Genomic DNA, 24,728 nt, shown 5'->3' on the forward strand with positions numbered 1-24,728 from the left:
CAAAGAAAGTAGCCCCTCGCCCTAACCCTCTCCCCGTAATCGAGGAGAGGGGACTCTTAGCGAAGGCCTAAAAGAATCCGCTCGTCTTCGATGCGCAACGGCACGGTCGGCGTGCAGCCCTTGCCCGCGTCGGCCCCGACGGCTTCACCGGACTCCAGCGAAAACGACCAGTTATGCAGCGGACAGGCGATGTGGCGACCGTGGACGATGCCTTCGGACAGAGGGCCGCCCTTGTGCGGGCACTTGTCCATAACGGCGTAGTATTCGTTGTCCACGGTGCGAAAGACCGCGATGGCCCCCAGATCGGTTTCGACGCGACGCGCGCCCTGATGCGGCACGTCGATCGCCGCCCCGACATCGACCCACTTTAGTGCGACAGTGGCGTTCATCATGCCTTTTCCTTCAAACTATCCTGAGAGATGCCCGTGCGCAGGTCCGCCAGCGGCGAAAAGACCTTGGCCGGTTCGGACTTCGGCGCGTGCTCGGCCCACGGATCGACCTGGAAGACGGCCTGAGACTCGAGGAACCGTGTCATCAGGGCCTTGCGTTGGTCGGCGTCGAGGATCGTCGTCTTGATCGCCTCAAGGCCGACACGCTCGATCCACGGCGCGGTGCGCTCAAGATACCAGGCGTCTTCGCGGTAGAACTGGACGAAGGCCATCGAATATTCACGGGCTTCCTCTTCGGTCGCCACCTTGCACAGCAGGTCCGTGCCGCGCAGATGGATGCCGCCATTGCCGCCGACGTGCAGTTCGTAGCCGGAGTCCACGCAGATGACGCCGAAGTCCTTGATGGTGGCTTCCGCACAGTTGCGCGGGCAGCCCGACACGGCCATCTTGAACTTGTGCGGCATCCACGAGCCCCAGGTGTCCTGCTCCAGCTTGATGCCCAGCCCGGTCGAATCCTGCGTGCCGAAGCGGCACCATTCCGAACCGACGCAGGTCTTCACCGTGCGCAGGGCCTTGGCATAGGCGTGGCCCGATACCATGCCGGCGGCGTTGAGATCGGCCCAGACGGCGGGCAGGTCTTCTTTCTTGACGCCGAAGATGTCGAGGCGCTGACCGCCGGTGACCTTGACCATGGGCAGGTCGAACTTGTCCACCACATCGGCGATGGCGCGCAGTTCCTTGGCGGTAGTCACCCCGCCCCACATGCGCGGCACGACGGAGTAGGTGCCGTCCTTCTGGATATTGGCGTGGTTGCGCTCATTGACGAAGCGCGAGCGCGGATCGTCCTGATATTCGCGCGGCCAGGCGCACAGCAGGTAGTAGTTCAGCGCCGGACGACACGACGAGCACCCGTCCGGCGTCGTCCATTTCATGGCCTGCATGACGTCGGGGATGGTTTTCAGGCCATCTTCGACAATGGCCTTGCGGACGTGCTGGTGGCCGTGCTCGGTGCACTTGCACATCGGCTTCGGACCGGTTTGTGCCTTGAAGGCGTCGCCCAGCGTCACCTTCAGCAGTTGTTCGACAATGCCGGTGCACGAACCGCATGACGCGGACGCCTTGGTGCAGCCGCGCACCTTGTCGAGATTGTCTGCGCCACCGCAGATCGCCTCAACCACCGTACCCTTGGTAACGCCGTTGCAGCCGCACACTTCCGTGTCGTCGGGCCATGCCGCAACGGCGGCATTAGGGTCCACGCCGGCGAGCGCCTCCGTCACCGACTGACCGAAGATCAGGGTGTCGCGGATATCGGCGATCGACTCGCCCTTCTTGATCAGGTCGAAATACCAGGCGCCGTCGGCGGCTTCGCCGAACAGGACCGCGCCGACCAGCTGGTTTTCCTTGATGACGATGCGCTTATAGACGCCGCGCGCCGGGTCGCGGAACACAATGTCCTCGCAGCCTTCGCCGCCGTTAAATTGCCCGGCGGAGTAGAGATCGACGCCGGACACCTTGAGGCGCGTGGCCAGTTCAGAGCCGTAATAGGCGGCGTCGGGGTTCTTGCCGGTCAGCACGTCGGCCAGAGTTCGGCACATGTCCCAGATCGGGGCGACCAGACCGTAGCAGGCGCCGCGGTGCTGAACGCATTCGCCGACGGCGAAGATCGACGGGTCCGAGGTGCGCATCTGGTCGTCGACGACGATACCGCGCTCGACGGTCAGGCCAGCGGATTTGGCAGGCTCGACGTGCGGGCGGATGCCGACGGCCATGACCAGCAGCGAGGCGGGGATGACGCGCCCGTCTTTCAGCTTGAGGCCCTCGACGTGAGTCTCGCCGAGGATGGCTTCGGACTGAGCATTGAGCACGGAATGAACGCCGCGCTCCAGCAGGGCCCTTTCCAGCAGACGCCCGGCGGCCTCGTCGAGCTGACGCTCCATTAGGACGTCGACGAGGTGGATGACGGTGGCCTTCATGCCGCGTTTGGCGAGGCCGTAGGCGGCTTCGAGGCCGAGCAGGCCGCCGCCGATAACCACGGCCTCGCCGCCTTTTTCGGCGGCCTGTTGCATCAGGTCGACATCGTGCAGGTCGCGGAAGGCGACGACGCCCGGCAGGTCCGCGCCCGGCAGGGGCAGGCGGATCGGGTCGGAACCGGTCGTCAGGATCAGGTGATCGTAGGCGATGGCCTGACCGTCATGCAGGATGACTTCTTTCGCGTCGCGGTCGATCGACTGCACCCAGTAACCGAAGTGCGTCTTGACGCCGTTGATGTCGTACCATTCCTGCGAATGGGTGACGATCTGCTCGAAGGTCTTTTCACCGGCCAGTACCGGCGACAGCTGGATGCGGTCGTAGGTGGCGCAGGCCTCGGCACCGATGATCGATATGTCGAACATGCGGTCATCGCGCTTGAGGATTTCTTCGACGATGCGGCCGCCGGCCATGCCCGCGCCGATGACGACGATCCGGGGGCGGGGAGGGGTATCGAGATTAAAGGCCATGTGGGAAGCCCTTTTCGGGGAGGAAGCTGGGATTTTGGCCAAAAAAAATCCCGCAACCCCTTGGCTCACGCGGAGCGTCGGGATTGCGGGACATCTTTGTCCGGTTAAGCTGCCTGTGCCATCGTTGGCCAAAGGCGGCGAATATCTGTGGCCATCGTTGGCCGAAGTTTCATTACACGGGCAAATGCCATGAATGTCAAGTCCCTTATGCGGGTTCGGCCACTGAAACCGCGTGGTCGTGCTGTTCCAGGAACTGCACGATACGGCGACGGCAGTCCTGGAAATGCGCGTCTTTCAGCAGTTCCCTGCGGTCGCGCGGGCGCGGGGATTTAACCTCGACGATATCGCCGATGCGCGCCTTGGGGCCGTTGGTCATCATAACGACGCGGTCGGCCAGCAGGACGGCTTCGTCGACGTCGTGGGTGATCATCAGCACGGTCGCCTTGATGCGGTCGTGCAGTTCCATCACCGTATCCTGCAAATGACCGCGCGTCAGGGCGTCGAGCGCGCCGAACGGCTCATCCAGCAGCAGCACCTTGGGCTCCATAGAGAGCGCCCGGGCGATGCCGACGCGTTGCTTCATGCCGCCGGAGATTTCGCCGGGACGCTTGTCCTTGGCGTGGGTCATCTTGACCAGCTCCAGATTGCGCATGGTGCGGTCATGGAGCTGGCTGAGGTTCTCTTTGGCGCCATAGAGTTTGGCCACGGCCAGGCGGACGTTCTCATAGACCGTCATCCACGGCAGCAGCGAATGGTTCTGGAACACCACGGCGCGTTCCGGACCGGGGCCGGTGATTTCGCGGTTTTCCAGCAGGGCCGCACCCAGCGTGACCGGCACCAGACCGGCGACGACATTGAGCAGGGTCGATTTCCCGCAGCCGGAATGGCCGATGATCGACAGGAACTCGCCCTTGTTGATGCTCAGGGAGACGTTGTCGAGCACCTGCGAGATGACGCCGTCGCGTTCGAAATCGACATAGATGTTTTCGAGGGAAAGAATGGGTTTGGACATGGGAGTCTCCAAGCCCCCTCTCCCTTGAGGGAGAGGGTTGGGGTGAGGGGGAAATGCGTCCACGATGAAGGTGATATGATTGGGATTAATCCGCCGCCGTACCGCGCGACACGTACTGACCCAGCAGGGCGACAAGGCGATCGAGGATGAAGCCGACCAGACCGACCCAGATCAGGGCGACGATGATGTCCGACATGCGCGACGAATTGTACTGATCCCAGATGAAGAAGCCGATGCCGACGCCGCCGAGCAGCATTTCCGACGCGACGATGGCCAGCCAGCTCATGCCGACGCCGATGCGCAGGCCGGTGAAGATGTGCGGGGTGGCGGCGGGCAGCATGATCTTGAAGAAATACTCACCGGGCGTCAGGCGCAGCACCTTGGCGACATTGACGTAATCCTGCGGGATGTTGCGCACACCGACCATGGTGTTAATGACGATCGGCCAGATCGAGGTGATGAAGATGACGAACAGGGCCGAGGGTTGCGCTTCGCGCAGGGCCGCCAGCGAGATCGGCAGCCAGGCCAGCGGCGGCACGGTGCGCAGAACCTGAATGATCGGATCGGTGCCCTTGCGGGCCCATTCGACCGTACCGAGGAACGAGCCCAGCAGCACGCCGCAGACGGCGGCCAGACCGAAGCCGATCCCGACGCGCGACAGCGAGGTGAGGACATGCCAGAACAGGCCCTTATCGACCCCGCCACGATCGTAGAACGGATTGAAGATCAGCTCCTGCGCTTCCATCAGCACCATCGATGGCGAGGGCAGACCGCCGGGAAACGCCTGACCCAGCCCTTCCCATACGGCCAGCAGGAGACCGATGGTCAGCAGCGGCATCAGCACATTACCCGCCTTGTCGGCGATCTTGCGGCGTTTGGAGGCCGCGATCTGTTTCGCCTGAGCGGCAGCCAGCAGCTTTTCAGCCTGAGCGGCGACGGGATCGGGTACGGACTCTGAAACAGGGGAGGTGGTCATTTTTTGAACTTCGAATGGCATGGGGAGAAGCCTTGGGTTCTTCCGTTCCCCCTGCAAGCGGGGAGAAGGTGGCCGAATTTACGAGGTCGGGTGAGGGGCAAATTCCGCAAAGAAGTTCGCCCCTCACCCTAACCCTCTCCCCGTAAACGGGGAGAGGGGACTAAGGTTACGCCAGTTTCTTGATCGGCTGGCTGTTGAGATACGCACCGGGATTGGTCCAGTCGAAGGTCTTGCCGTCGAAGAACTTTTCCACGCCGCGCGAATCGCCGGGCGTCGCGATGCCGTACTGCTTGGCCACTTCGCGCCACAGGTCGGAGCGGTTGACCTTGTTGACCAGCGCCTTAGTGTCGACATCGTTATCGATGATGCCCCAGCGCTTGTTCTCGGTGACGAACCAGGTGTCGTGCGACTTGAACGGGAAGTTGGCGTTGTCGGCCCAGAACTTCATCACGTGCGGCGTCGAGCCAACATTGCGACCGTCGCCGTAATTGATCTTGCCCTGAAGGCGCGGCAGGATGTCGTTGATCGGCACGTTGATGTACTGACGGCCGGCGGTGATAGCGCACATGGCGGGGCGGTTCTTGTCGCACCACTGAGCGGCTTCCATGACGGCAGCGATCAGGGCCTTGGCGGCGTTCGGGTACTTGTCGACCCAGTCCGCGCGCATGCCCAGCGCCTTTTCCGGATGGTTCATCCAGATTTCCGACGTGGTGGTGGCGGTGTAGCCGATCTTCTGGTTGACCAGCTGACCGTTCCACGGCTCGCCGACGCAGAAGGCGTCCTGCGTGCCGGCCTTCATGTTGGCGACCATCTGCGGCGGCGGGATGACGATGGTCGAGACGTCGGTGTCCGGGTTGATCCCGGCGGCGGCCAGCCAGTAACGGACCCACAGGTCGTGCGTGCCACCGCGATAGGTCATGGCGACCTTGGCCATATTGCCCGCGGCCTTGAGCTGGGCGAACTTGGCCTTGGCCCCGGCGGCATTGAGGCCGACCTGCACGTTTTTCAGGTCGTTGCCGACGCTGATCGCCTGACCGTTGGTGTTGAGACGGGCCAGAATGTACATCGGCGTTTTCTTGGCGCCGACGCCGAGGGTGAACTGGTACGGCATGGGGCTGAGGATGTGCGCCCCGTCGATGCCGCCGCCCTGAGAGCCCAGCACGATATTGTCGCGCGTCGCGCCCCACGAGGCCTGTTTCAGGACCTCGACATTGGGCAGGCCGTACTTGGCGAACAGGCCCTTTTCCTTGGCGATGATCAGCGGCGAAGAGTCGGTGAGGGCGATGAAGCCCAGCTTGGCACCGGAGACTTCCGGGCCTTTACCGGCGGCATGGGCGCCCGACGGCAGGGCCAGCTTGGCGGCGGCCAGCGTCGCAGCGGTGGCGGCAATAGCCTGGCGGCGATTGAGATCGGTCATGAGGCGTGATCCTTACAGCTTATATTCGAAGCCGACCCACACCTTGGTGCGGGAGGCGGGCATGGTGGTGTTGGAACGCTCGAAATCGGCATATTTCAGCAGCAGTGAGACGTTCTTGGTCAGGCCAGCGGCGAACTGCGCATCGAATTCGGTGCCGATCGACTGGCTGAGGCGTTCGGTCTTCAGATCGTGATAGACGAGCGTCAGGGTCGGGTTCTTGATCAGCGGGAAGGACGGATGGGTGTAACCCGCCACCGTCAGGCCGTAGCTGAGGTTCTTGAAGCCGTTAGCGGTCGTCTTGTTGCCGGAAAAGGCCATGGCGTCGGACCAGCCGTTGAAGGCGTGGGTGGTCGCCAGCGGCGTGATGAAGCTGCGCGTGCCATTGCCCTCGAACACTTCGTAGCCGACCTTGACCGTGAACATGTCCCAGGTCAGGGCGGCATCGGCATTCCAAGCCGCCAGATCGAAATCGGCGGTGTTGTAACCGTAGTCGGTCTGCTTGGCGTAGTAGCCGGTATAGGCCAGCTTTACCGACGACAGCCAGGTCTGGCCCGTGGCGCGCAGGCCCAGCGTATTGGTCGAATTGGCCGGGGAATTTTCGAAATCCAGCGCGTAATCGAAGGCCTGAAGCTTCAGGGCCTCGCTGATCGGCAGGGTCACGTTGAGCAGGTGGCTGTCGGAATCCCAGTCGGCGGTTTCGCCCAGAACGCGGTTGACCTGAAACAGATAGGCGTAGGAGACGGCGAACTTGCCGACCGTGGTGTCGATCTTCAAAGCGTCGAAGGTCTGCTCGTCCTGACGCCAGCCGACATTGCCGACGAAACGCGCGTCGTCGAGGATGATGCGCTGACGGCCCGCCGTGACGGTGGTGAAGCTCGACGGCGTCCACACGACCTGAAGGCGGTTCAGTTCGGTCACGGTCGGGTCGTTGACCGCCGGATACTGCGTCTTGCCGTTGGTGGTCGAGTTGTAGTCGTCGTCAAGGGCGCGGGTATCCTCGAATTCGACGAGGAATTTCATATTCTTGAAGTCCGACGACTGGAAGCCGATGCGGCTGCGCAGCGTCAGGGCGTGACCGTCTTTCAGGCCGGACTGATCGACGCCTTCGTAGCGCAGACGGGATTCCAGAATAGGCTTTCCGGCGGCGAGCGCTTCAGAAAAAGTGTCCTCGGCATGGGCCTGAGTACTTGAGACGGCAAGTATAGCGCTACCTGCCATGAGTGCGGACGCAGTTATCCGGCGCAGCGAGAGTGGTGCCACGGTATATCCCCTGAATTTGAAACAAAAAAAACGCCTCAAGTTGCGACGTGGGCGCGTGGCGCACACGATTAACTTGAGACGTCGTTGTCTGATAAATATTCCCCGTGGCCATCATCGGCGGCGAGGGAATGATTAGTCGCCCTTGACTACGATAACAGCGTTTACCCGAACCGCCATTTCGTCAAGCAGTTTGTGACGGTTTTTATTTTTTATTCCGTCAGCCCTTTGCGTTGCAGCAAAAATGTCACGAAAAAGGGCGCGAACCGTGAAAATCAGCCGATTTGCGTGGTTTTGCGCGGCGATATCAACCGGTCTCAATTGAAACCAATTGGGTTCAATCGTGAGCGACCGGTGCGCAATGGAAGACGCCCCCGTCGAACAGCGCGTTTGGCGGCATGAGTATATCCGCCGGTTTGGCGCTAAGGGCCCAGACTTCGGCCTGTCCGCCTTCGTCCTTTTCGTCGGACAGGGGTTGATTGAGCCCCAGCCCGGCGGCGGCTTCGCGCCACAGATCCGGGCGATAGACGCTGCGGGCGATCGCGTCGAAATCGTGATCGGGCGTCGCCAGCCCCCAGCGGACGAATTGCCCCATGAACCATTTGGCGTGGCTGACCCAAGGGAAGGTGGCGGTTTGCGGGTCGAGGATCAGCCCGGCGCGATCCAGCGCCAGTTCGATCGCCGCCTCGGGCGCGCCGACATAGGCGCCCTGCGCCAGAATCCGGGCCAGTTCCGTCCGGTTTGCCGGATCGGACGCCCATCCCGCGGCGCGCAGCAGGGCGCGGGTCAGGGCGATGACGCCGTCAGGGTTCTCATCGGCCCAGGTGCCGCGCACCGCCAGAAGCTTTTCCGGCTTGAGCGTCCAGAAGTCAGGATCTGAAAACAGCACGCGACCATCGCCGTTGACCTCGGCCATCTGCGGCCACGGCGAGCCCGAGCAGAAACCGTCGATGACGCCGTCCTTAAGGTGGTCGGCCATGCGCGACGGCGGCAGCACCACCCACTGCACCTGACGGTCGGGGTCGATGCCGCCCGCGGCCAGCCAGTGGCGCAGGACGAAATGATGCGGCGAATAGGTAAAGGGGATTGCCAGAGTCACCTTGGCAGCCCCGGCCCCGCGTCGCAGCTGGATCACGTCGCGCAGGGCGCGCGCCGAGGCGAGCAGGGTATCGGCACCCTGACCTTCGAAGACCTCCATCAGGCGCGACGACACCACGACGCTGTTGCCGTTGACCCCCAGCGCCATCGGCGCGACGATCCGCCCCAGCGCCGGGCCCAGCCCCAGACCGCGCGCCAGCGGCACCGTCGCCAGAATATGGGCGGCGTCGAGCAGGCCATAGGAGAGCTTGTCGCGGATATTCGACCAGTTGGCCTCGCGGCTCAGGCTGACGTCGAGGCCTTCGCCTTCGTAATAGCCGAGGCTCTGCGCCACGACGATAAGCGCGGCGTCGTTCAGCGGACTGAATCCGATGCGTAGTGAGAGCATCATACGCCTCCCGTTTTCAATAGGTCGGCGATCGACAATATGTCGGCCGCGACGGCGGCGATGGGCCGGCCAGAGTCCATAGCGTGTTTGCGCATCAGCTTGTAGGCTTCATCTTCATTGATCCCCCGTGAGGTCATCAATATGCCCTTGGCGCGGTCGATGGTCTTGCGCGCCGCCAGATCGGCCTTGGCCTTGGACAGGTCGTTGCGCAGGGTCTGCATCAGGTTGAAGCGCTGCGCCGCCACCGTCAGGATCGAGGCGATGCGGTTGGGAGCGTAACCGTCGACGATATAGGCCGCCACACCGGCCTCCAGCGCCTGAGCGGTGGTGTTAGAATCGGAGCGGTCGACGAACATGGCCACCGGGCGCGGGGCCTGTTCGTTGGCGACCTGTAACGCATCGAGCGTATCGCGGTCCGGGCTTTCGCAGGCGATGATCACCATGTCCGGATTGATGTCGAGCCACTGGGCCAGTTCGAAGCGTGGCCAGTGATGGATGCGCGCCCCCTGCAGGGCTTCGTCCATGCGAATGCCCTCCGCCACGAGGGCGGCGCGGGCATCGTCGGGATCGATGATCAGGACATTCATTTAGGACATCTGACGCGCAAAAAAAAACAGTGTGAGCGAATCTCCCGCTACGGCTACTCCTAAATTTGTGCGCCGCGCAAGGGGCAATCTGCGGCAAGCGAAATTGACGGGGCGGCTTGACAAACCCCGGGGGTGCCGCCTTATATGCGGCCCAGCGATTGGGGAACTGACCAACGAAGGTCAGCCTCCGGAACGAACCGGACAGTCGTCTCTCACCCTAAAACGTCTCCCCAATATGCCGACGCCCGTTTCCATGCGGATGCGCCTGGCCCAAAATCGCAGGTATTCCTATGATTTCCAAAGACTTCCTCAAGGCTGGCCATCCGCCGACCCTGCTGTCCGCCTTCCTCTATTTCGACATGAGCTTCATGGTCTGGGTGCTTTTGGGCGCTCTGGGCGTGCAGATTGCCGCCGATCTCGGCCTGTCGCCCGCGCAAAAAGGCCTTATGGTCGCCGTTCCCATCCTGACCGGCGCGGTGCTGCGTATGGTCGCCGGGGTGCTGGTCGATCGCATCGGCCCCAAGACAACCGGCGCCATCGGTCAGGCCATCGTCATTTCAGGCCTGATTCTGGCCTTTCTCGTGAAAATCGACTCTTTCGCCGGTATTCTGGCGCTGGGCGGAGTTCTCGGGGTTGCCGGGGCCTCGTTCGCGGTCGCCCTGCCGCTGGCCTCGCGCTGGTATCCGCCGCAATATCAGGGCGTGGCACTCGGCATCGCTGGGGCCGGCAATTCCGGCACGGTGTTTGCGTCGCTGTTCGCGCCCTCGCTCGCCAAGGCGTTCGGCTGGTCCACCGTCTTCGGTATCGCCGCCGTGCCGCTGATTGCCGCCTTTGCCTTCTATCTGCTGTTTGCCAAGGACGCGCCGAATCCGCCCGCGCCGAAGCGCTTCGACCAGTATCTGGCGATCCTGAAGCAGAGCGACGCCTGGTGGTTCCTGCTGTTCTACGGCGTATCGTTCGGCGGTTTCGTCGGTTTGTCGTCGTCGCTGAACATCTATTTCAACACCGAATACGGCCTTGAGCCGGTAACGGCGGGCTTCTTTACGGCGGCCTGCGTGTTCGCGGGGTCGATGCTGCGTCCGGTCGGCGGCGGCATGGCCGACAAGATCGGCGGCATACGTACCCTGTCGATCATGTATGTCGTGGCGGCGTTCGCTCTGGTCATCATCAGCTTCAAGCTGCCGACGGCCATTACGTCGCTGCTGTTCTTCATCATCGGCATGGGCGCGCTGGGCATGGCCAATGGCGCTGTGTTCCAGCTGGTTCCGCAGCGTTTCCGTAGCGAAATCGGCGTGATGACGGGTCTGGTCGGCATGTTCGGCGGCATCGGTGGTTTCTATCTGGCCACCAGCCTCGGCCTGTCGAAGCAGGCGCTCGGCACCTATCAGCCCGGTCTGATCGGGTTCGCCTGTCTGGCGCTGATCGCCTTCGGCGGGCTGACCCTGATCAAGCGGCGCTGGCGCACGACCTGGGGCGGCGCGCTCAAGGACGTTCGTATTTAACCTGACCGAGACATCTTCGGCCAGAGAAAGCCCTGTCGTTCCGCGGCAGGGCTTTTTGCCGTCCGCAGCCACGCTCAGGGGGCTGTGAGAAGGCCGTGGGGGAACGATAAATTGTCTGGGATTGGTGTGTTGGAGCGGGTGAAGGGAATCGAACCCTCGTATTCAGCTTGGGAAGCTGCTGCTCTACCATTGAGCTACACCCGCGCGCTTAACGCACTGGCCGATGTCATTATCGCAACCCGACGCCGTTTCAAGCGAAAAATGTCCCAATTCGCAAACTTGCGCGAAATCTGTGGATGGGCGAGTCCGTTGCACGCCTTATCCACAGAAACTACCAGATATAGTTTGTTGTGGACATATCCTGTCAGGCGAAACACTAGATATTGCGGATTTTAACTTTTTGTTTACGATTAGTAGGTGCCGGAACGATTTAAACCGGCCGAGCGAATCAATATCTAGTGGTTATGGTTTGGCGGCCGGCAGGGCGCCTGAGGGGACGGAGGCTTTAAGTTATGAGCTGGACTGACGAACGCGTTGAAACCCTGAAAAAGCTCTGGCAGGAAGGTCATTCCGCCAGCCAGATCGCCAAGACCCTGGGCGGCGTCACCCGTAATGCCGTGATCGGCAAGGTGCACCGTCTCGGCCTGTCGGGCCGTGCGGCCCCGTCGCAGCCTGCCCGCCCCCTGTACAAGCCCGCCAAACCGCCGCGTCCCGCCACGCAAGCGACGCCTGCGCCGCAACCGGTCGCTCGTCGTGTTGCCGTCGAGCCCGTGGTTGCCCGTCCGGTCGCGCAGGTCCCGGCGATTTCCAGCGTCGAAGGTCCCGGCACGGCGACTGTCCTGACGCTGGGCGCCAAGATGTGCAAGTGGCCGATCGGCGATCCGTCGTCGGACGAATTCACCTTCTGCGGTCGCCGCGCCTCTGACGGCATTCCCTATTGCGTCGAGCATTCGCGCGTCGCCTATCAGCCGCAGCAGAAGAAGAAAAAAGACACCGGTACGGACCTGTCGCGTTCGCTGCGCCGCTACCTGTAATCTGAAACCATTGTGTAAAAGCCCCTTTCTGCCTATGATGTCATAGGTGGGGAGGGGTTTTTCTATGGACGATATGTTGCTGTGGACCTTGGTGTCGGCGGTCGCGACCGTCATGACCGCCCTGACCGGCGTCATCTTTTGGCTGCTCAGCCAGCACAATCAGGCCAAGACCGAAAAGGCCGAGTTCTACGTCGAATTCACCCGCCGCTACAACAGCTCCGACATGCACGACGCGCTGTACCGCCTGATGCAGCACTATACGCAAAACCCCGATAATTTCGTCGAGCTGTACCTGTCGGAGTTCCTCTCGCACACGCAGAAGGGCTTCGAGATCGAGCGTTCGCGCCGTATCGTCAGCCGCTATTTCAACGATATCGCCGAGATGCGCCAGAACCGGCTGATCGACCGCAAGCTGGCGCGGATGCTGTGTAATTTTCAGGGTTTGAACATCTATTACAATGTCGTCGTGCCGATGAGCCGCGCCCGTTATGGCAATTCCAAGACGCGCGAACGCATCTATGCGGCGCTTCGCGCCATTCGTCCGCATTTCGACGACGGTGGCTTCGGACTCAGCATCGCGCCGGGGACGACGGAGAAGAGGCTTTGAGCCACAAGGATAACCCTAGAAACGTCGGTTCAGGCATTTTGCGGACGGTTCTTGCCGTGATGGTTACACCCTTCCTGCCGGGGCTGATACTTGGCGCGTTGCTTCTTAGGACATGGGGCGATTTTAGCTTCGCGCTAATGATAAGTGGAATGATCGGTTATCCCGCTTTGCTTCTTGTGGGACTGCCGACGCACCTTTTGCTCTTGAAGTTACAGCGACCTCAGATTTGGGGCTATTTGATCGCGGGATTGGTGGCCGGCGTCGCTATATGGGGCTGCATAGTCATTTGGCCGCTTCTCGATAATGCGGATTTGTTAGTGCTCAGTTTTAGGGATTCAGCTATCCCCATCTTGCTTGTGTCAGTAGCTTTTAGTTTGTTATGCGCCGCCGCTTTCTGGCTTATGGCTGTCGCCCGGTTTGCGAAGCGCACTTAATTCAACACCCGCCGCGTTTCCGGCATGTCGAGCGAGAAGTCCGGAACCGCCACCTTGAGCCAGTGGCCGTCTTCGGTGACGCACATATAGTGACCACCCATGGCGCCGGACGACGTGTCGAGCGGGCAGCCCGACGAATAGGCATAGCTTTCACCCGGTGTGATGAGCGGCGTTTCACCCACCACGCCGACGCCTTCGACAGTCTGGATGCGGCCCAGCGCATCGGTGATCGTCCAGTGCCGGGTCTTCAGCCGCACCGCCGTATCGCTCTCGTTTTTGAGGGTGATGTGATAGGTCCACAGCCACTTGTTCTGGGCGATGGCGTCGTCGCTGCGGGGGACGAACTGGACGCGAACGCTGACCGTGATGTCGTGGGTGGTGGCCGAATAAAGCATCATCGCACCCTAAACCGCTTCGAAGCATTGATAAAGGCCCACAAGCGTTTGACTTTTTCTTTGCCCCGCGAGGAATCGTGTCTTAGATACTCTCCCCAAGAATTGCATAAGGCCTCGTCCGTTCCGATGACGACCCACGGTATCCTGCCCCTTCAGTCCATCCGCGATCTGGTCGATCAGGGCGCCATCATGAGCGCCTCCAAGCTCGACGACGATCAGATACAGCCCGCGTCGATCGATCTGCGTCTGGGGGCGCGGGCCTGGCGGGTACGGGCGTCGTACCTGCCGCGCGGCAAGAAGGTCGTCGATCGCCTGCCCGATGTGGTGATGCACGAGATGGACCTGACGCGCGGGGCGGTGTTCGAGTCCGGCTGCGTCTATATCGCGGAGTTGCAGGAGTTCCTCAGCCTGCCCGCAGGGATTTCGGCCCGCGCCAATCCGAAAAGCTCGACCGGCCGCGTCGATGTCTTCGTGCGTCTGCTGTCGGATCATGGCGACCTGTTCGACGATGTGCGCGAAGGCTACAAGGGGCCGATCTATGTCGAGATCGCACCGCAGACCTTTTCGGTGCTGGCGCGGACGGGGACGCGGCTGAACCAGTTGCGCCTGAAAACCGGCGACGTGCCCAAGCTCAATACGGCGGATTGCGGCGTCGATCTGACCGGCGATCTGGTCGGCTATCGCGCGCGGCGTCATGCGGGGGTGATCGACCTCGACAATGTCGACGGGCACGATCCGCGCAATTTCTGGGAACCGCTGTACCAGAACAAGGGCCAGCTTCTCCTCGATCCGGGCGAGTTCTATATTCTGGCCTCGAAGACAGATGTGATCATCCCCGTCGATGAAGCAGCCGAAATGCTGCCGATCGACCCCAGCGTCGGCGAGTTCCGTGTCCACTATGCCGGGTTCTTCGATCCGGGCTTCGGGACGGAAGAGGCGGGGGGCACTGGCTCGAAAGGCGTGCTGGAGGTGCGCTGCCATGAGACGCCGTTCCTGCTCGAAGACGGACAGATCGTCGCGCGTCTGGTCTATGAGCCGCTGACGGAAAAACCTGAGCGGTTGTACGGGCAGAGCGGGTCGCACTATCTAAAACAAGGCCTCAAACTGTCGAAGCACTTCCGTCCTTGGTAAGAGCGCCGTCTAAAGGCTGTCGCTCTTACTTTCGTGCCCTTTATCCCCATCGCTTTTTTGCGCGGAAATGACGCCTGATGGACTGCCACACGCAGACCAGAGGAGGCGACTATGGGCTTTATGATCGGCGATACGGTGCAACTGAAATCCGGCGGCCCGTCGATGACGGTGAACAATGTCGATCTGGACGATTACGTCTATTGCGACTGGTTCGACGAGCACGGCGACCGCCACTCCGACAAGTTCAAGGGCGACCTGCTGCAAGGTGCGGTCCCTGCGCAGACAGCGGCTGAGGCGCCTGTGCCGGTGGCGACGCCGTCACTCTAAATCATACCTCCCTGGCTATGCCGGGGAGGGGGACCACACGAGCCCGCGTAGCGGGTGAGATGTGGTGGTGGGGGTTCTTGCTTTCTTTAACCGAGCCCGTTGAAACTCAAGCAAGATCCCCCACCACCACGCCTTTCAGGCGCGGTCCCCCTCCCCAACAAGTTGGGGAGGTATAAGAATTAGGCCGCTTGCTTCTCAGCCGTCGGGACCTCGACGCCGTCATCGAAGTGAAGCACCTCGGCCTTTGACGCGTCCAGTGTAAAGCGCGGCTTGAGCGGCGACTTGTTGCCGTTGAAGCCGCCGCGCATCTTGACGATCCGCGCAAAGATCACCTTGAACGGTTCAAGAAATTTCGGCGATTTCGACATCGACGGGTTCAGGCCGAACCAGCGGCGCAGACAGCCGTTCGCGTAGATGACATTGGCACGCCAGATGGCCTTCGGCGTCATGAACTCGATCGATAAAGAGACATTGACCGAGTCCTGATTGACGATGCGGTGCGGGGCGTTCTGGACCCAGGTCAGCATCTGACCGGGATGGAATTCGACCTTCGTCGCCTGCGCGTCCCATTCCGGCGAAAAGCGCAGTTGCTCGTCCGACTCACGCAAGGCCACACCTTCGAGGTCATGATCCGAAACGAACGGCGCCTCAGGCGGGTAGACATAAACGTGTTTGACGCCGCGGATTTGCCAAAGCGTCACTAGCGGAATGTCGAGATGATAGAAGACGTGGGCGCGCGGCGATGAGATCAGCAGGCCGAGGTCCTGTTTGAGCGTGGATACCCCCGACTTTGCCTTGATTTCCGCGAACATGGCCTCGCACAACGCGCCGATTTCGGCGTCGGAATGGTTGACCTTGCGCAGGTTGAGCCACAAACGACCGGCGCGGACGCCTTCCATCAGCGCGCGCCCGTCGTGGTTGCCGCGCCGCCCCAGATACCACTGCCCCCAGTTGGTCGGGTCGTAGCCCATGGTGAACACTTCCAGCTTGTCGCGCGGATAGCGGTCGATCAGGGCGATCAGGGCCTCGTCGGTGAATAGCGGGCTCTTATCCAGATCGTGGGTGAAGTGCAGGTTTTCCTTGGAAAACGCGGCCTTCTGCGCGTCGGTCCAGTGAAGAATATCGATCATTATCTACCTGCCGGATTGGGCTTGAGGAGGGCGGTCCCGTAAAAGCCGAGCTTGTGGAACCAGATGAGTTTGCCCGCGCCGCGGGCGGCCTTGTCGAGGATGCGCGCGGCGGCTTTCGAGCCGGTGGCATAGAGCGCCACGCCGGCGCCACCGAAGACGGTGGCCTGAACCAGACCGTTGAGCATCCAGTAGGCGCAGGTAAACGGCTTCTTGATCTCGCCCGCCATGGCCGAGGTCGAGGGCCCCTGCCCGTAGGCGAAGGCGCGCGGCAGGGTGTAGTTCAGCGTCGAACGGCTTTCGGGGACGTCTTCCCAGACAAAAGCGTCGGCGGCCCAGACCATTTTCTTGCCCGCCGCCCTCATGCCGTAGAACAGCTTGTCGTCCTCCCCGCCGCAATTGTTGCGGTTGGTGTCGAAGACCTCGCCCTCGGGCAGGGCCGCACGGCGCAGCAGCGAATTGCCACAGCCGTAATAGTCGGGGATCGGGCCGCTTTCGGACGGACCGAAGCGCGAGAAAAAGGCTTCGAAATACGGACGGAACTGTGCCGATGGGCTGAGCAGCCGCGCGGTAACGGGGCCGAACACCACGTCGGCGTCGTAAGCCTTTTGCGCGGCGATCATCTTAGATGCCCAGTCGGCGGGGGCCTCTTCGTCGTCGTCGAGGAACAGGATGAACTCACCGGTTGCCGCGTTTAACGCTGTGTTACGAGCATTGGCGACACCGGGGCTGGGTTCGTGCAGATAGACCAGCGTCTGGCCGTCCGGTGGCGTCAGGGCGGCGACCTGATCGCGCGCCGAGCCTTCGGGGGAATTGTCACAGACGATGACCTGCACCGGTACGGTGACGCCGGTTTGCGAAAACACAGACGCCAGCGCCGTTTTCAGGCCTTGCGGCCGACGGAAGGTCGGGATGATCAGGCTAATGGTCATCCTATCCCCGCAGGCGCTTTCCGGCGCTCTTAAAGGCGTAGAGCGTGCCGTCGAGGCGGCTTTTCAGGTCGAGCTCAAGGCTGGCCATATGGTCGAGGCGGCGGGTCAGGCGGTCGGTCAGCGAGGCGACGCCCAGCGCTTTGGTGCCCCTGGCGGCGAGGTTCGCCACGGCGGCACTGGCGCGGCCATCGCCGGAATCGGCGTAGAGCCGCCCGTGTTGCACGACGGTATGGGTGTTGCAAAAGGCGTTCTTGTAATGCTGCTGACCGGTCGACAGGTCGTAATAACGCACACCCGCTTCTCGCAAGGGTTTATGGCATTCGTGCAGGAAGATCTGACCCGGCGAATAGGGGCTGTAGGCCGCGTCGAACGCCGAGACCCACGGATGGGCGCGCGCATTCAGGCGCGGGCCGAAGTGCCACAGGATCGGCGTGTCGCCCGCCATCAGAGTGACCAGCATACCTTCGAGGCCTTGTCCTGTGGGAGCGTCGAACAGGTTGCGCACCAGCGTCTGAACCCAGTCGGCGGCCAGAAAGTCGTGGATGCCGGTCTGCGCCGTCTGGGCGCGTTTGACGGCTAGCATGGCTTCGAAATTGGCAGAGTCGCGGTCGCCAACGACGAAGCGCACCGGGCCGTGATCGGCCTCCAGCTTGCGGCGCAGGCGGTTGATATTCTTCAGGTGTTTCTTTTCGACATTGTTGATGATCGAGACTTCGTCCAGCGTCAGGTCGATGCCGTAGGCGTCTTCGGGTGCGCCGTCGAAGCCGTCGAAGGCCCCGTAAGGGTCGATCAGGCCCGCGACCTGAAAGGCGCGAATGCCCGCCATAGCCAGCGCTTCTTTCGCCGGAAACGCCGTGTCGGGAAAGCTGATCAGGGTCGTGTAATCCGCGAACGGTGCCCCGACGGGTCGCGCGAAACGGTTCGGGCGGCGGTGGTGCGGCAGGAAGGCGATGGTCTTGCCGTTGCGGCGATAGACGGCGACCTTCACATCGTCTCGGACCTTGGCTACGGCAAGCGTAAATTCCGGCGACAGGATCGGTGAGCCGAACGCAAAGGTTTGCGCGGTCATCTCACGCCAGACGCTCAGGTCGGCCGCGGTCAGATCGGCGGGGGCAATCAGGTCGCAGGTGGTCATCTTGGTTCCGGAATCGGGAGGCGGAATGGGTGGCAGAATCGGGACCCGCCGTTATTTCGTAAGGGACACATTACGGCGAAAGGGTAAATTTTCGGTGGGGCGACAGGGTTAACGAGTCATGTTGCGGTACGCCGTGCCCGCATCCTTTTTAATGATGTGTAAAATTTTCGCGTCTTTTTGACAAGGATGCTTGACATGGCCATATGTCCGAATGTAAAGGTTGCTTGTCTTAATGTTAAGGGAGGTTGATATGAGGGAAAAGGAGATGCGCCACGAAGTGGTTTTCGTGCTTTGGCTCTCTTTTGCCAGTCTCAGCACCAGCCTGATGTTTGTTGCGGCACATCCGGCGTTCGCCGGGTTCAGGCCGTGGCTGGCCCTGATCGCCGGGGGTATCGGCGTCGTTATTCTGGGGACCGCGCGGCGGTTCCTTTATCGTCAGAAGACTTCGGAGGGGAAGTAGGAGATGAATCTCAAAAAATATGCAAAGCCGGGCATGACTTTTTTCTTCAGTGCCGCGCTGATTTTCGGCGGCCTGATCGGCTACAACAAAGCCAGCGGCGGCGACCTGTTCGGTGCGGGGCCGCAGGCGATCCAGATCATTTCCGCCTTTCTGTTAATTGGCGGGCTTGGGATCAGCATTCTGTGGTGGCACTCGATCGACGAGGCCCAGCGCGAGGCCCATAAATGGGCGTGGTACTGGGGCGGCTCGACCGGACTTCTGGCCATCATACCGCTGTTTCTTCTGGCCCGGACGGGGGGCGATGCGGTGTTTGCCGGTTATGCCCGCTTCGTGGATATGGAAGGGCACTATTTCGAACTGGGCATGCTGACTGCATTGTTTGCCTGCATCATCGGTTACAGCGTCGCGTGGGTCATCTGGTGGTGGCGGCATAGATAGGAAAAATGGAAATGGCTAAAAATCTGACACGTATGGTGGTTACGGCGCTGGTGACCTTCATCATGGCCGCCTTCTTGCTCGGGGTGTTTGCCGGTTACAACGGCATCGAAAAGGCGGAAGCTCTGAGCCGCTTCAGTTGGGTGCCGCTGACGGCCTGCATCATCGGCGGGATCATCGGTTTCGCTATTGCCATCGTCTGGTGGAAGCGTGCCGACGAAGCGGTGCGCGAGGCGCACAAATGGGCCTGGTACTGGGGCGGTTCGGTCGGGCTGATCGTCCCGGCGGTAATCCTGGGTATGTCGATCCTCGGCATCGAACTCCTGCCGGATGCCTATGTCGCCTCGACGGGCCTGTCGGGTCCGGCCAGCGGCATCCTGATCACGCTGCTGCCCATGTTTGCGGGTTATCTTGTGGCGTGGGCGGTGTGGTGGCTGAGGCATCGATGAGGGAGAGCTGGCTCATGAAAAATCGCCTCAAGGTGCTGCGCGCCGAATACAATCTCTCACAGGCCGATCTGGCCACGCGACTGGAGGTGTCGCGTCAGACGGTCAATGCCATCGAGACGGAGAAATACGATCCCTCCCTGCCGCTGGCCTTCAAAATCGCCTCGGTCTTCGACCTGAAGATCGAAGAGATATTCACACCTTGACAGGTGTAAAAATACCGTATCAATTTTAGTTCTCAATCGAGGGGAATACCATGTTCAATCTGAAAAACACGCGCCGGGCCGTCGTCACCGGCGCTCTCGCCGCCGCCGCCCTGCTGCCGATGGGCTTTGCCGCCCAGGCCAAGGAAGCCCCGAAACCCGCCCCGAAAATGTGGGTCATCAAGGACGCCGACTCGACCATCTATCTGTTCGGCACCTTCCACCTGCTCAAGGCCGACACTCAATGGAAACATGCCGGCATCGACAAGGCCTTCAACAGCGCCGACACGCTCTATCTTGAGGTTGCCGACCTCGACGATCAGGCTGCGGCTCAGGGGCTGGTCATGAAGTACGGCATCGACCCGACCAAGAGCCTGCTCACGCCCTATACGCCGGAAGAGCTGGAGGTCATCCGTGGCGTCTATAAGAAGTACGGCCTCGACGTCGATCAGCTGACCATGCTGAAGCCGTGGCTGGCCAGTCTGATGCTGATGATGAAGCAGATGGAAGTCCTCGGTTTCGATCCCAACGCCGGGGTGGACAAGACGCTTCTGGCTCAGGCGCGGGCGAAGAACCTGCCGGTCAAGGGGCTTGAAACCATGGACGAGCAGATGAAGATCCTCGCCACCAGCCTTGTCGACGAACAGGCCAAGAGCCTGCTTGACGCCGCGAAGGAAGACACGAAAACGCGCGCCCTGTTCGACGATATGCTCAAGGCGTGGTCGACCGGCGATCAAAAGGCGCTCGAAAAGCTGCTGGTCGACGAGATGAAGACCAAGACGCCGAAGATGTACGAGGCGGTTCTGGTCAACCGCAACCGTAACTGGATCGCGCCGATCAAGCAGATCCTCGCCGGTTCGGGGACGCAGTTCATCGCGGTGGGCGCCGGGCATCTGGCCGGGCCGGACAGCGTTCAGAACATGCTGAAAAAGGAAGGCGTCACGGTCGAGGCCTACGACTACCAGTCGGCGCAATAGGCGGCCCCTTAGGCCACTTCCCAGCCCCGTACGCGATATCCGCGTGCGGGGCTTTTGTATGCGCGTTAACCGCGTCTCTTTAGGGTGCGGCAACCTGAGGGGTGTATTTGTACCGCCGATCAATCGGGGGAATGTCATGCGCGATCAGCTATCTTTTTCTCAGGAAACGAAGCCGGCAGGGCGCAACTGGGGCCGCGATATCGGCATAGGCCTCGGCATCGGTGCCGTGGTCATCGCGCTGGCCTTCGGCGGCGAATACGCGCTCACCCATCTGAAACCGCCGCCGCCCAAGGTCGTTGCGGCCACCAGCCCAACCGGTGCGCCGCTGATGTGGGTATTGAAGGATGAGGATTCGACCATCTATCTGTTCGGATCGATCCACGCCTTGATGACCGGGACGAAATGGGCCGATACGCGTCTGTTTCAGGCCTTCGACACGGCCGACGAAGTCTATTTCGAGGTCAAGGACCTCGACGGGTTCAGCGACGGTTTCCGCCGCCGCCTTATGTCGTCGGGCGGTAATATACTGACTGGGCTGGATGAAACCGAGGTGCGGCAGTTGCAGGCCTTTGCCCGCGCCCATGAGGTGACGACCGATGACCTGTCGCGGCTCAAGCCGTGGCTGGTCGGCATGATGATCGAGGGACAGCAGACCGGCATGACCGGGATGCGGGGCGACAAGGGCGTCGACTATCTGCTGATGACGCGCGCCAAGACCCTTGGCCTGCCGATCAGGGGGATGGAGACGCCCGAGCAGCAACTGGCCTATTTTCTGAACCTGAGCGATGCCCGGTCACGCGACTATTTGCGCCAGAGCCTCAAGGCGCAGGTCGGTGGTCAGCTCTATCATCTGGTCGCAGCCTGGCAAACGGGTGACGAGGCGCTGCTGGCGCGGATGATCGCGGCGGACAAGGCCTCCGATCCGGCCCTGCATCAGGGGCTACTGGTCAATCGCAACACAGCCTGGGTCAGGCGAATCGAAACCATGATGGCGGGCGAAGGCCATATCTTCATCACGGTGGGGGCGGGGCATCTGGTCGGTGAGGACAGTGTTATCACCATGCTGAGACAGCGCGGCTTTACCGTTACGCGGGTCGATCCTTCATAGGTCGAAACCGCCTAAAATTATTGACATCGGCAGCGTTTTTATACACAAGGCGCGCCTAAGCCCCTTAATGCTTAGATATCTGGTCCCCTCAGTCGTTGCCCGACTTTGGGGATGCTTTCTTTTTAAGGGTTTCACGAAAATGAATACCACCTCGCCTACCGCTCCCGATGATCACCTGTTCAGCGTCTATGCGCGCGCTCAGGTCGAGGTCGAGCGAGGCGAGGGCGTGCGACTTTACGCCCGCGACGGGCGGGTGTTTGTCGACCTGGTGCAGGGCATCGCCACCAATGGGCTGGGCCATTGCCACCCGAAACTGGTCGAGACCGTCAAGGCTCAGGCCGAAAAGCTGTGGCACGTGTCGAACATCTTCCGCATCCCGGATCAGGAAGCGCTGGCCGGGAAACTGTGCGACGATTCCTTCGCCGATCAGGTGTTTTTCACCAATTCCGGCACGGAAGCGATCGAGTGCGCGCTGAAACTGGCGCGTAAGTACCACGACGCCAAGGGTAATCCGGAGCGCATCGACGTCATCACCTTCAAGGGCGCCTTCCACGGTCGTTCCTACGCGGCGGTGAACGCGGGCGGCAACGAGTCCTATACGAAGGGTTTTGGCCCGAAGCTGCCGGGCTTTGTGCACCTGTCGCTCGATGACCACGACGCCATCAAGGCGGCGGCCGAGGCCCCGACGGCGGCGGCGATCCTCGTTGAGCCGGTGCAAGGTGAAGGCGGCGCGCGCGCGCTGACCGAACAGGAACTGCGCTTCCTGCGCGACCTGTGCGACGCCAACGGTCTGCTTCTGATGTACGACGAAATCCAGTGCGGCGTTGGCCGGACCGGTAAGATCTGGGCCTATCAGTGGTCGGGCATCGAACCCGACGTCCTGACCACGGCCAAGGCGCTGGGCGGCGGTTTCCCTATCGGCGCCTGCCTCGCCACGCGCGACGCGGCGTCGGGCATGGTGCCGGGGACGCACGGCTCGACCTTCGGCGGCAATCCGTTCGCCATGGCCGTCGGCCTGACCGCCTATGGCGAATTGTCGACGCAGGCGTCGCTCGACCACGTCAATGAGGTGTCCGGCTTCCTGCGTCAGCAATTGCAGGGCCTGAAAGCGGCCTTCCCCGACGTGATCGAGGATATCCGTGGCAAGGGCTTGCTGGTCGGCATCAAGATCACGCCGAACAACCGCGAGGTTATGGCTTTGGCGCGTGACAAGGGTCTGCTGATCGCCGGCGGGTCGGACAATTGCGTCCGTCTGCTGCCGCCGCTCAACCTGACCATTGATGAGGCGCGTGAAGCCCTCGGCCTGCTGGAACAAACCTTCCAGACGGCGCGCGAAACCCTGCTCAGCAAGGAGCCGGTCTGATGGTGAAGCATTTCCTCGATATCGCCGATCTGAGCGCCGCTGACCTGCGCGGCATCCTTGACGACGCCCACGCCCGCAAGGCCGCCCGCAAGGGCTGGCCCAAGGGCCGCGTGGACGCCGACGCCCCGGCGCGCGACCGCGTGCTGGCCATGATCTTCGAGAAGAACTCGACGCGCACGCGCTTCTCGTTCGACGCGGCGATCCGGCAACTGGGTGGTGACGCCATCATCTCGACGGCGACCGACATGCAACTCGGGCGCGGCGAAACCATCGAAGACACAGCGAAAGTCCTGTCGCGCATGGTCGACGCGATCATGATCCGCGCCAACCGCCACGACGATGTCCTGCGTCTGGCGCGCACGGCGACGATCCCGATCATCAACGGCCTGACCGACAAGAGCCACCCGTGTCAGATCCTTGCCGATCTTCAGACGATCGAAGAACATCGCGGCAATATCAAGGGCAAGACTCTGGCCTGGGTCGGCGACGGCAACAATGTCTGCGCCTCGTTCATCCACGCGGCGGCGCGCTTCGACTTCACGCTGAACATCGCCTGTCCGGCGGGTTATAAGCCGTCGAACGCCGACATGTTCTTCGCCTCGGAAAACCGCGCCCGCGTGACGGTGACTCAGGACCCGGAAGCCGCCGTGCGTGGGGCCGACGTGGTCATGGCCGATACCTGGGTGTCGATGGGCGACCTCGACCACGACGAACGTCTTGAGGCCTTCGAGCCGTATCAGGTCAACGAAGCCCTGATGGCGTTGGCGAAGCCTGACGCGCTGTTCCTGCACTGCCTGCCCGCCCACCGCGGCGAGGAAGTGACGGACGGCGTCATCGACGGCCCGCAATCGGTGGTCTGGGACGAGGCCGAAAACCGCATCCATGCGCAGAAGGCTGTCATTAACTGGTGCTTTAGCTAAACATCCTCCCCTGCGCAGCGGGGGAGGTGGCTGCGAATGAAATGAGCAGACGGAGGGGGCATTTCTGTAGGCGTGCCCCCTCCGTCTTTTGTCGCTATGCTCCAAAATCCACCTCCCCCGTACGCTATGGCTACAGGGTAGGATGTTCTCTAATACTGCACCGGCGGATCGCTCTTGAGGCCAAGCAGAGTCAGGGTATGCACGATCAGGATGATCGTAACCGTGACCGACAGCAGCATGATGAACCGCCACGGCATCAGGCGCGGCTTTTCCGAGCGGAAATCGGGCGGTCGGGCGCCCAGCCAGCCCGACACGAGGGCCAGTAGCGCGAAGCCGCCGAGACAGATCAGGGTGAGCGGTAAAGTCATATCCATGCGTGCCATATGGGGCAGGGGATAAGTTTTGGGCAAGCCCCGTCGCGCAATTTTGTGGATAAGTCTTCACCGCATTGAATTTTCGCGCAAAACGCGATTCAAGAACGTTGCTCTTTCCACAGAAGAATAATGTTACCCCAGATATTGGGGTTAACAAAAGGTTTACACCCCAGATAATGAGTATTAGCCTTTCGGA

Annotated in this window: 27 protein-coding genes and 1 tRNA gene; 14 read left to right on the forward strand and 14 right to left on the reverse strand. The window is 61.6% G+C overall.

Annotation, left to right across the window (positions count from 1 at the left end; all coding sequences use genetic code 11):
• Positions 1-56 precede the first annotated feature (56 nt).
• From nirD to PQU92_RS05870, 8 genes are all read right to left on the reverse strand, one after another.
• Complete coding sequence (gene nirD, locus PQU92_RS05835) at positions 57-389, reverse strand: nitrite reductase small subunit NirD (protein ID WP_272747346.1); 333 nt, start codon at positions 387-389, stop codon at positions 57-59.
• The gene (nirB, locus tag PQU92_RS05840) at positions 389-2,887 is read right to left on the reverse strand and encodes a nitrite reductase large subunit NirB (RefSeq protein WP_272747269.1); all 2,499 of its coding nucleotides are present in this window, start codon (positions 2,885-2,887) and stop codon (positions 389-391) included. Before nirB ends, nirD begins: the two co-directional genes overlap by 1 nt.
• A 205-nt stretch (positions 2,888-3,092) precedes the next feature.
• Positions 3,093-3,899 (reverse strand): ABC transporter ATP-binding protein, encoded by an 807-nt coding sequence (locus tag PQU92_RS05845; RefSeq protein ID WP_272747270.1) that lies wholly within the window; start codon positions 3,897-3,899, stop codon positions 3,093-3,095.
• An 85-nt stretch (positions 3,900-3,984) separates the two neighbouring features.
• The gene (gene ntrB / locus PQU92_RS05850; RefSeq protein WP_438263808.1) at positions 3,985-4,875 is read right to left on the reverse strand and encodes a nitrate ABC transporter permease; all 891 of its coding nucleotides are present in this window, start codon (positions 4,873-4,875) and stop codon (positions 3,985-3,987) included.
• 166 nt (positions 4,876-5,041) lie between these two features.
• A complete protein-coding gene (locus PQU92_RS05855) occupies positions 5,042-6,292 on the reverse strand; it encodes a CmpA/NrtA family ABC transporter substrate-binding protein (RefSeq protein ID WP_272747272.1) in 1,251 nt (416 codons plus the stop codon).
• Positions 6,293-6,304: 12 nt separating this feature from the next.
• On the reverse strand, positions 6,305-7,510 hold the full coding sequence (locus tag PQU92_RS05860; RefSeq protein WP_272747273.1) for an alginate export family protein: 1,206 nt from the start codon (positions 7,508-7,510) through the stop codon (positions 6,305-6,307).
• A gap of 376 nt (positions 7,511-7,886) precedes the next feature.
• The gene (locus tag PQU92_RS05865) at positions 7,887-9,035 is read right to left on the reverse strand and encodes an ABC transporter substrate-binding protein (RefSeq protein ID WP_272747274.1); all 1,149 of its coding nucleotides are present in this window, start codon (positions 9,033-9,035) and stop codon (positions 7,887-7,889) included.
• Positions 9,035-9,622, reverse strand: a complete 588-nt coding sequence (locus PQU92_RS05870) for an ANTAR domain-containing response regulator (protein ID WP_272747275.1) — start codon at positions 9,620-9,622, stop codon at positions 9,035-9,037. Before PQU92_RS05870 ends, PQU92_RS05865 begins: the two co-directional genes overlap by 1 nt.
• A gap of 290 nt (positions 9,623-9,912) precedes the next feature.
• Here PQU92_RS05870 and PQU92_RS05875 point away from each other — a divergent pair, with 290 nt between their 5' ends.
• Positions 9,913-11,124, forward strand: a complete 1,212-nt coding sequence (locus PQU92_RS05875; protein WP_272747276.1) for a nitrate/nitrite transporter — start codon at positions 9,913-9,915, stop codon at positions 11,122-11,124.
• Positions 11,125-11,254: 130 nt separating this feature from the next.
• On the opposite strand, the gene PQU92_RS05880 is transcribed toward PQU92_RS05875, so the two are convergent.
• A tRNA-Gly gene (locus PQU92_RS05880) sits at positions 11,255-11,328 on the reverse strand.
• Positions 11,329-11,636: 308 nt separating this feature from the next.
• Between PQU92_RS05880 and gcrA the strand changes: the two genes are divergently transcribed.
• The 3 genes from gcrA to PQU92_RS05895 all read left to right on the forward strand — a co-directional run bounded on the left by gcrA (position 11,637) and on the right by PQU92_RS05895 (position 13,199).
• Positions 11,637-12,158 carry a cell cycle sigma 70 cofactor GcrA gene (gene gcrA / locus PQU92_RS05885; RefSeq protein ID WP_272747277.1) on the forward strand — a complete coding sequence of 174 codons (522 nt, stop codon included), beginning with the start codon at positions 11,637-11,639 and terminating at the stop codon, positions 12,156-12,158.
• A 64-nt stretch (positions 12,159-12,222) separates the two neighbouring features.
• Positions 12,223-12,765: a hypothetical protein gene (locus PQU92_RS05890; RefSeq protein ID WP_272747278.1), complete on the forward strand. Its 543-nt coding sequence runs from the start codon at positions 12,223-12,225 to the stop codon at positions 12,763-12,765.
• Positions 12,762-13,199 (forward strand): hypothetical protein, encoded by a 438-nt coding sequence (locus PQU92_RS05895; protein ID WP_272747279.1) that lies wholly within the window; start codon positions 12,762-12,764, stop codon positions 13,197-13,199. The genes PQU92_RS05890 and PQU92_RS05895 overlap by 4 nt, the downstream gene beginning before the upstream one ends.
• On the opposite strand, the gene apaG is transcribed toward PQU92_RS05895, so the two are convergent.
• Complete coding sequence (apaG, locus tag PQU92_RS05900; protein WP_272747280.1) at positions 13,196-13,594, reverse strand: Co2+/Mg2+ efflux facilitator ApaG/CorD; 399 nt, start codon at positions 13,592-13,594, stop codon at positions 13,196-13,198. The genes PQU92_RS05895 and apaG overlap by 4 nt on opposite strands.
• Before the next feature lie 126 nt (positions 13,595-13,720).
• Here apaG and PQU92_RS05905 point away from each other — a divergent pair, with 126 nt between their 5' ends.
• Complete coding sequence (locus PQU92_RS05905; RefSeq protein ID WP_272747281.1) at positions 13,721-14,725, forward strand: 2'-deoxycytidine 5'-triphosphate deaminase; 1,005 nt, start codon at positions 13,721-13,723, stop codon at positions 14,723-14,725.
• Positions 14,726-14,836: 111 nt separating this feature from the next.
• On the forward strand, positions 14,837-15,052 hold the full coding sequence (locus tag PQU92_RS05910; RefSeq protein ID WP_272747282.1) for a YodC family protein: 216 nt from the start codon (positions 14,837-14,839) through the stop codon (positions 15,050-15,052).
• A gap of 179 nt (positions 15,053-15,231) precedes the next feature.
• Here PQU92_RS05910 and PQU92_RS05915 read toward each other — a convergent pair whose 3' ends face one another.
• Genes PQU92_RS05915 through PQU92_RS05925 form a run of 3 tightly spaced genes read right to left on the reverse strand, consistent with a single transcriptional unit; the run spans position 15,232 to position 18,246 of the window.
• Positions 15,232-16,182, reverse strand: coding sequence for a hypothetical protein (locus PQU92_RS05915; protein ID WP_272747283.1), 951 nt, complete (start codon positions 16,180-16,182; stop codon positions 15,232-15,234).
• Complete coding sequence (locus PQU92_RS05920) at positions 16,182-17,111, reverse strand: glycosyltransferase family 2 protein (RefSeq protein ID WP_272747284.1); 930 nt, start codon at positions 17,109-17,111, stop codon at positions 16,182-16,184. Before PQU92_RS05920 ends, PQU92_RS05915 begins: the two co-directional genes overlap by 1 nt.
• Before the next feature lies 1 nt (position 17,112).
• Positions 17,113-18,246, reverse strand: a complete 1,134-nt coding sequence (locus tag PQU92_RS05925) for a GNAT family N-acetyltransferase (protein ID WP_272747285.1) — start codon at positions 18,244-18,246, stop codon at positions 17,113-17,115.
• Between the two features lie 250 nt (positions 18,247-18,496).
• On the opposite strand from PQU92_RS05925, the gene PQU92_RS05930 reads away from it, so the two are divergent.
• The 8 genes from PQU92_RS05930 (at position 18,497) to argF (ending at position 24,158) form a co-directional block, all read left to right on the forward strand.
• The gene (locus tag PQU92_RS05930) at positions 18,497-18,706 is read left to right on the forward strand and encodes a hypothetical protein (protein WP_272747286.1); all 210 of its coding nucleotides are present in this window, start codon (positions 18,497-18,499) and stop codon (positions 18,704-18,706) included.
• A 33-nt stretch (positions 18,707-18,739) separates the two neighbouring features.
• Positions 18,740-19,144 carry a hypothetical protein gene (locus PQU92_RS05935; protein ID WP_272747287.1) on the forward strand — a complete coding sequence of 135 codons (405 nt, stop codon included), beginning with the start codon at positions 18,740-18,742 and terminating at the stop codon, positions 19,142-19,144.
• Between the two features lie 11 nt (positions 19,145-19,155).
• On the forward strand, positions 19,156-19,590 hold the full coding sequence (locus PQU92_RS05940; RefSeq protein WP_272747288.1) for a hypothetical protein: 435 nt from the start codon (positions 19,156-19,158) through the stop codon (positions 19,588-19,590).
• A 14-nt stretch (positions 19,591-19,604) separates the two neighbouring features.
• Positions 19,605-19,793 (forward strand): helix-turn-helix transcriptional regulator, encoded by a 189-nt coding sequence (locus PQU92_RS05945; protein WP_023460808.1) that lies wholly within the window; start codon positions 19,605-19,607, stop codon positions 19,791-19,793.
• A gap of 50 nt (positions 19,794-19,843) precedes the next feature.
• Positions 19,844-20,767: a TraB/GumN family protein gene (locus PQU92_RS05950; protein WP_272747289.1), complete on the forward strand. Its 924-nt coding sequence runs from the start codon at positions 19,844-19,846 to the stop codon at positions 20,765-20,767.
• 136 nt (positions 20,768-20,903) lie between these two features.
• Positions 20,904-21,875: a TraB/GumN family protein gene (locus PQU92_RS05955; protein ID WP_272747290.1), complete on the forward strand. Its 972-nt coding sequence runs from the start codon at positions 20,904-20,906 to the stop codon at positions 21,873-21,875.
• Between the two features lie 139 nt (positions 21,876-22,014).
• Positions 22,015-23,238: an aspartate aminotransferase family protein gene (locus PQU92_RS05960; RefSeq protein ID WP_272747291.1), complete on the forward strand. Its 1,224-nt coding sequence runs from the start codon at positions 22,015-22,017 to the stop codon at positions 23,236-23,238.
• On the forward strand, positions 23,238-24,158 hold the full coding sequence (gene argF, locus PQU92_RS05965) for an ornithine carbamoyltransferase (RefSeq protein WP_272747292.1): 921 nt from the start codon (positions 23,238-23,240) through the stop codon (positions 24,156-24,158). The genes PQU92_RS05960 and argF overlap by 1 nt, the downstream gene beginning before the upstream one ends.
• Before the next feature lie 149 nt (positions 24,159-24,307).
• Here the strand turns inward: argF and PQU92_RS05970 are convergent, their stop codons facing one another.
• On the reverse strand, positions 24,308-24,526 hold the full coding sequence (locus tag PQU92_RS05970; RefSeq protein WP_272747293.1) for a hypothetical protein: 219 nt from the start codon (positions 24,524-24,526) through the stop codon (positions 24,308-24,310).
• Positions 24,527-24,728: the final 202 nt, after the last annotated feature.

Source organism: Asticcacaulis aquaticus (genome assembly GCF_028550415.1).
In the GTDB taxonomy this organism is placed as follows: domain Bacteria; phylum Pseudomonadota; class Alphaproteobacteria; order Caulobacterales; family Caulobacteraceae; genus Asticcacaulis; species Asticcacaulis aquaticus.

What these genes read in the sequence shown, in the direction of transcription:
- gcrA (WP_272747277.1), top strand. Translation starts at nt 11,637, where the DNA reads ATGAGCTGGACTGACGAACGCGTTGAAACCCTGAAAAAGCTCTGGCAG.
- PQU92_RS05870 (WP_272747275.1), bottom strand. Translation starts at nt 9,622, where the DNA reads ATGAATGTCCTGATCATCGATCCCGACGATGCCCGCGCCGCCCTCGTG.
- ntrB (WP_438263808.1), bottom strand. Translation starts at nt 4,875, where the DNA reads ATGACCACCTCCCCTGTTTCAGAGTCCGTACCCGATCCCGTCGCCGCT.
- PQU92_RS05860 (WP_272747273.1), bottom strand. Translation starts at nt 7,510, where the DNA reads ATGGCAGGTAGCGCTATACTTGCCGTCTCAAGTACTCAGGCCCATGCC.
- PQU92_RS05945 (WP_023460808.1), top strand. Translation starts at nt 19,605, where the DNA reads ATGAAAAATCGCCTCAAGGTGCTGCGCGCCGAATACAATCTCTCACAG.
- argF (WP_272747292.1), top strand. Translation starts at nt 23,238, where the DNA reads ATGGTGAAGCATTTCCTCGATATCGCCGATCTGAGCGCCGCTGACCTG.
- PQU92_RS05955 (WP_272747290.1), top strand. Translation starts at nt 20,904, where the DNA reads ATGCGCGATCAGCTATCTTTTTCTCAGGAAACGAAGCCGGCAGGGCGC.
- PQU92_RS05925 (WP_272747285.1), bottom strand. Translation starts at nt 18,246, where the DNA reads ATGACCACCTGCGACCTGATTGCCCCCGCCGATCTGACCGCGGCCGAC.
- PQU92_RS05855 (WP_272747272.1), bottom strand. Translation starts at nt 6,292, where the DNA reads ATGACCGATCTCAATCGCCGCCAGGCTATTGCCGCCACCGCTGCGACG.
- PQU92_RS05950 (WP_272747289.1), top strand. Translation starts at nt 19,844, where the DNA reads ATGTTCAATCTGAAAAACACGCGCCGGGCCGTCGTCACCGGCGCTCTC.
- PQU92_RS05890 (WP_272747278.1), top strand. Translation starts at nt 12,223, where the DNA reads ATGGACGATATGTTGCTGTGGACCTTGGTGTCGGCGGTCGCGACCGTC.
- apaG (WP_272747280.1), bottom strand. Translation starts at nt 13,594, where the DNA reads ATGCTTTATTCGGCCACCACCCACGACATCACGGTCAGCGTTCGCGTC.
- PQU92_RS05905 (WP_272747281.1), top strand. Translation starts at nt 13,721, where the DNA reads ATGACGACCCACGGTATCCTGCCCCTTCAGTCCATCCGCGATCTGGTC.
- PQU92_RS05845 (WP_272747270.1), bottom strand. Translation starts at nt 3,899, where the DNA reads ATGTCCAAACCCATTCTTTCCCTCGAAAACATCTATGTCGATTTCGAA.
- PQU92_RS05970 (WP_272747293.1), bottom strand. Translation starts at nt 24,526, where the DNA reads ATGACTTTACCGCTCACCCTGATCTGTCTCGGCGGCTTCGCGCTACTG.
- PQU92_RS05940 (WP_272747288.1), top strand. Translation starts at nt 19,156, where the DNA reads ATGGCTAAAAATCTGACACGTATGGTGGTTACGGCGCTGGTGACCTTC.
- PQU92_RS05960 (WP_272747291.1), top strand. Translation starts at nt 22,015, where the DNA reads ATGAATACCACCTCGCCTACCGCTCCCGATGATCACCTGTTCAGCGTC.
- PQU92_RS05930 (WP_272747286.1), top strand. Translation starts at nt 18,497, where the DNA reads ATGAGGGAAAAGGAGATGCGCCACGAAGTGGTTTTCGTGCTTTGGCTC.
- PQU92_RS05865 (WP_272747274.1), bottom strand. Translation starts at nt 9,035, where the DNA reads ATGCTCTCACTACGCATCGGATTCAGTCCGCTGAACGACGCCGCGCTT.
- PQU92_RS05935 (WP_272747287.1), top strand. Translation starts at nt 18,740, where the DNA reads ATGACTTTTTTCTTCAGTGCCGCGCTGATTTTCGGCGGCCTGATCGGC.
- nirD (WP_272747346.1), bottom strand. Translation starts at nt 389, where the DNA reads ATGAACGCCACTGTCGCACTAAAGTGGGTCGATGTCGGGGCGGCGATC.
- PQU92_RS05875 (WP_272747276.1), top strand. Translation starts at nt 9,913, where the DNA reads ATGATTTCCAAAGACTTCCTCAAGGCTGGCCATCCGCCGACCCTGCTG.
- PQU92_RS05910 (WP_272747282.1), top strand. Translation starts at nt 14,837, where the DNA reads ATGGGCTTTATGATCGGCGATACGGTGCAACTGAAATCCGGCGGCCCG.
- PQU92_RS05920 (WP_272747284.1), bottom strand. Translation starts at nt 17,111, where the DNA reads ATGACCATTAGCCTGATCATCCCGACCTTCCGTCGGCCGCAAGGCCTG.
- PQU92_RS05915 (WP_272747283.1), bottom strand. Translation starts at nt 16,182, where the DNA reads ATGATCGATATTCTTCACTGGACCGACGCGCAGAAGGCCGCGTTTTCC.
- nirB (WP_272747269.1), bottom strand. Translation starts at nt 2,887, where the DNA reads ATGGCCTTTAATCTCGATACCCCTCCCCGCCCCCGGATCGTCGTCATC.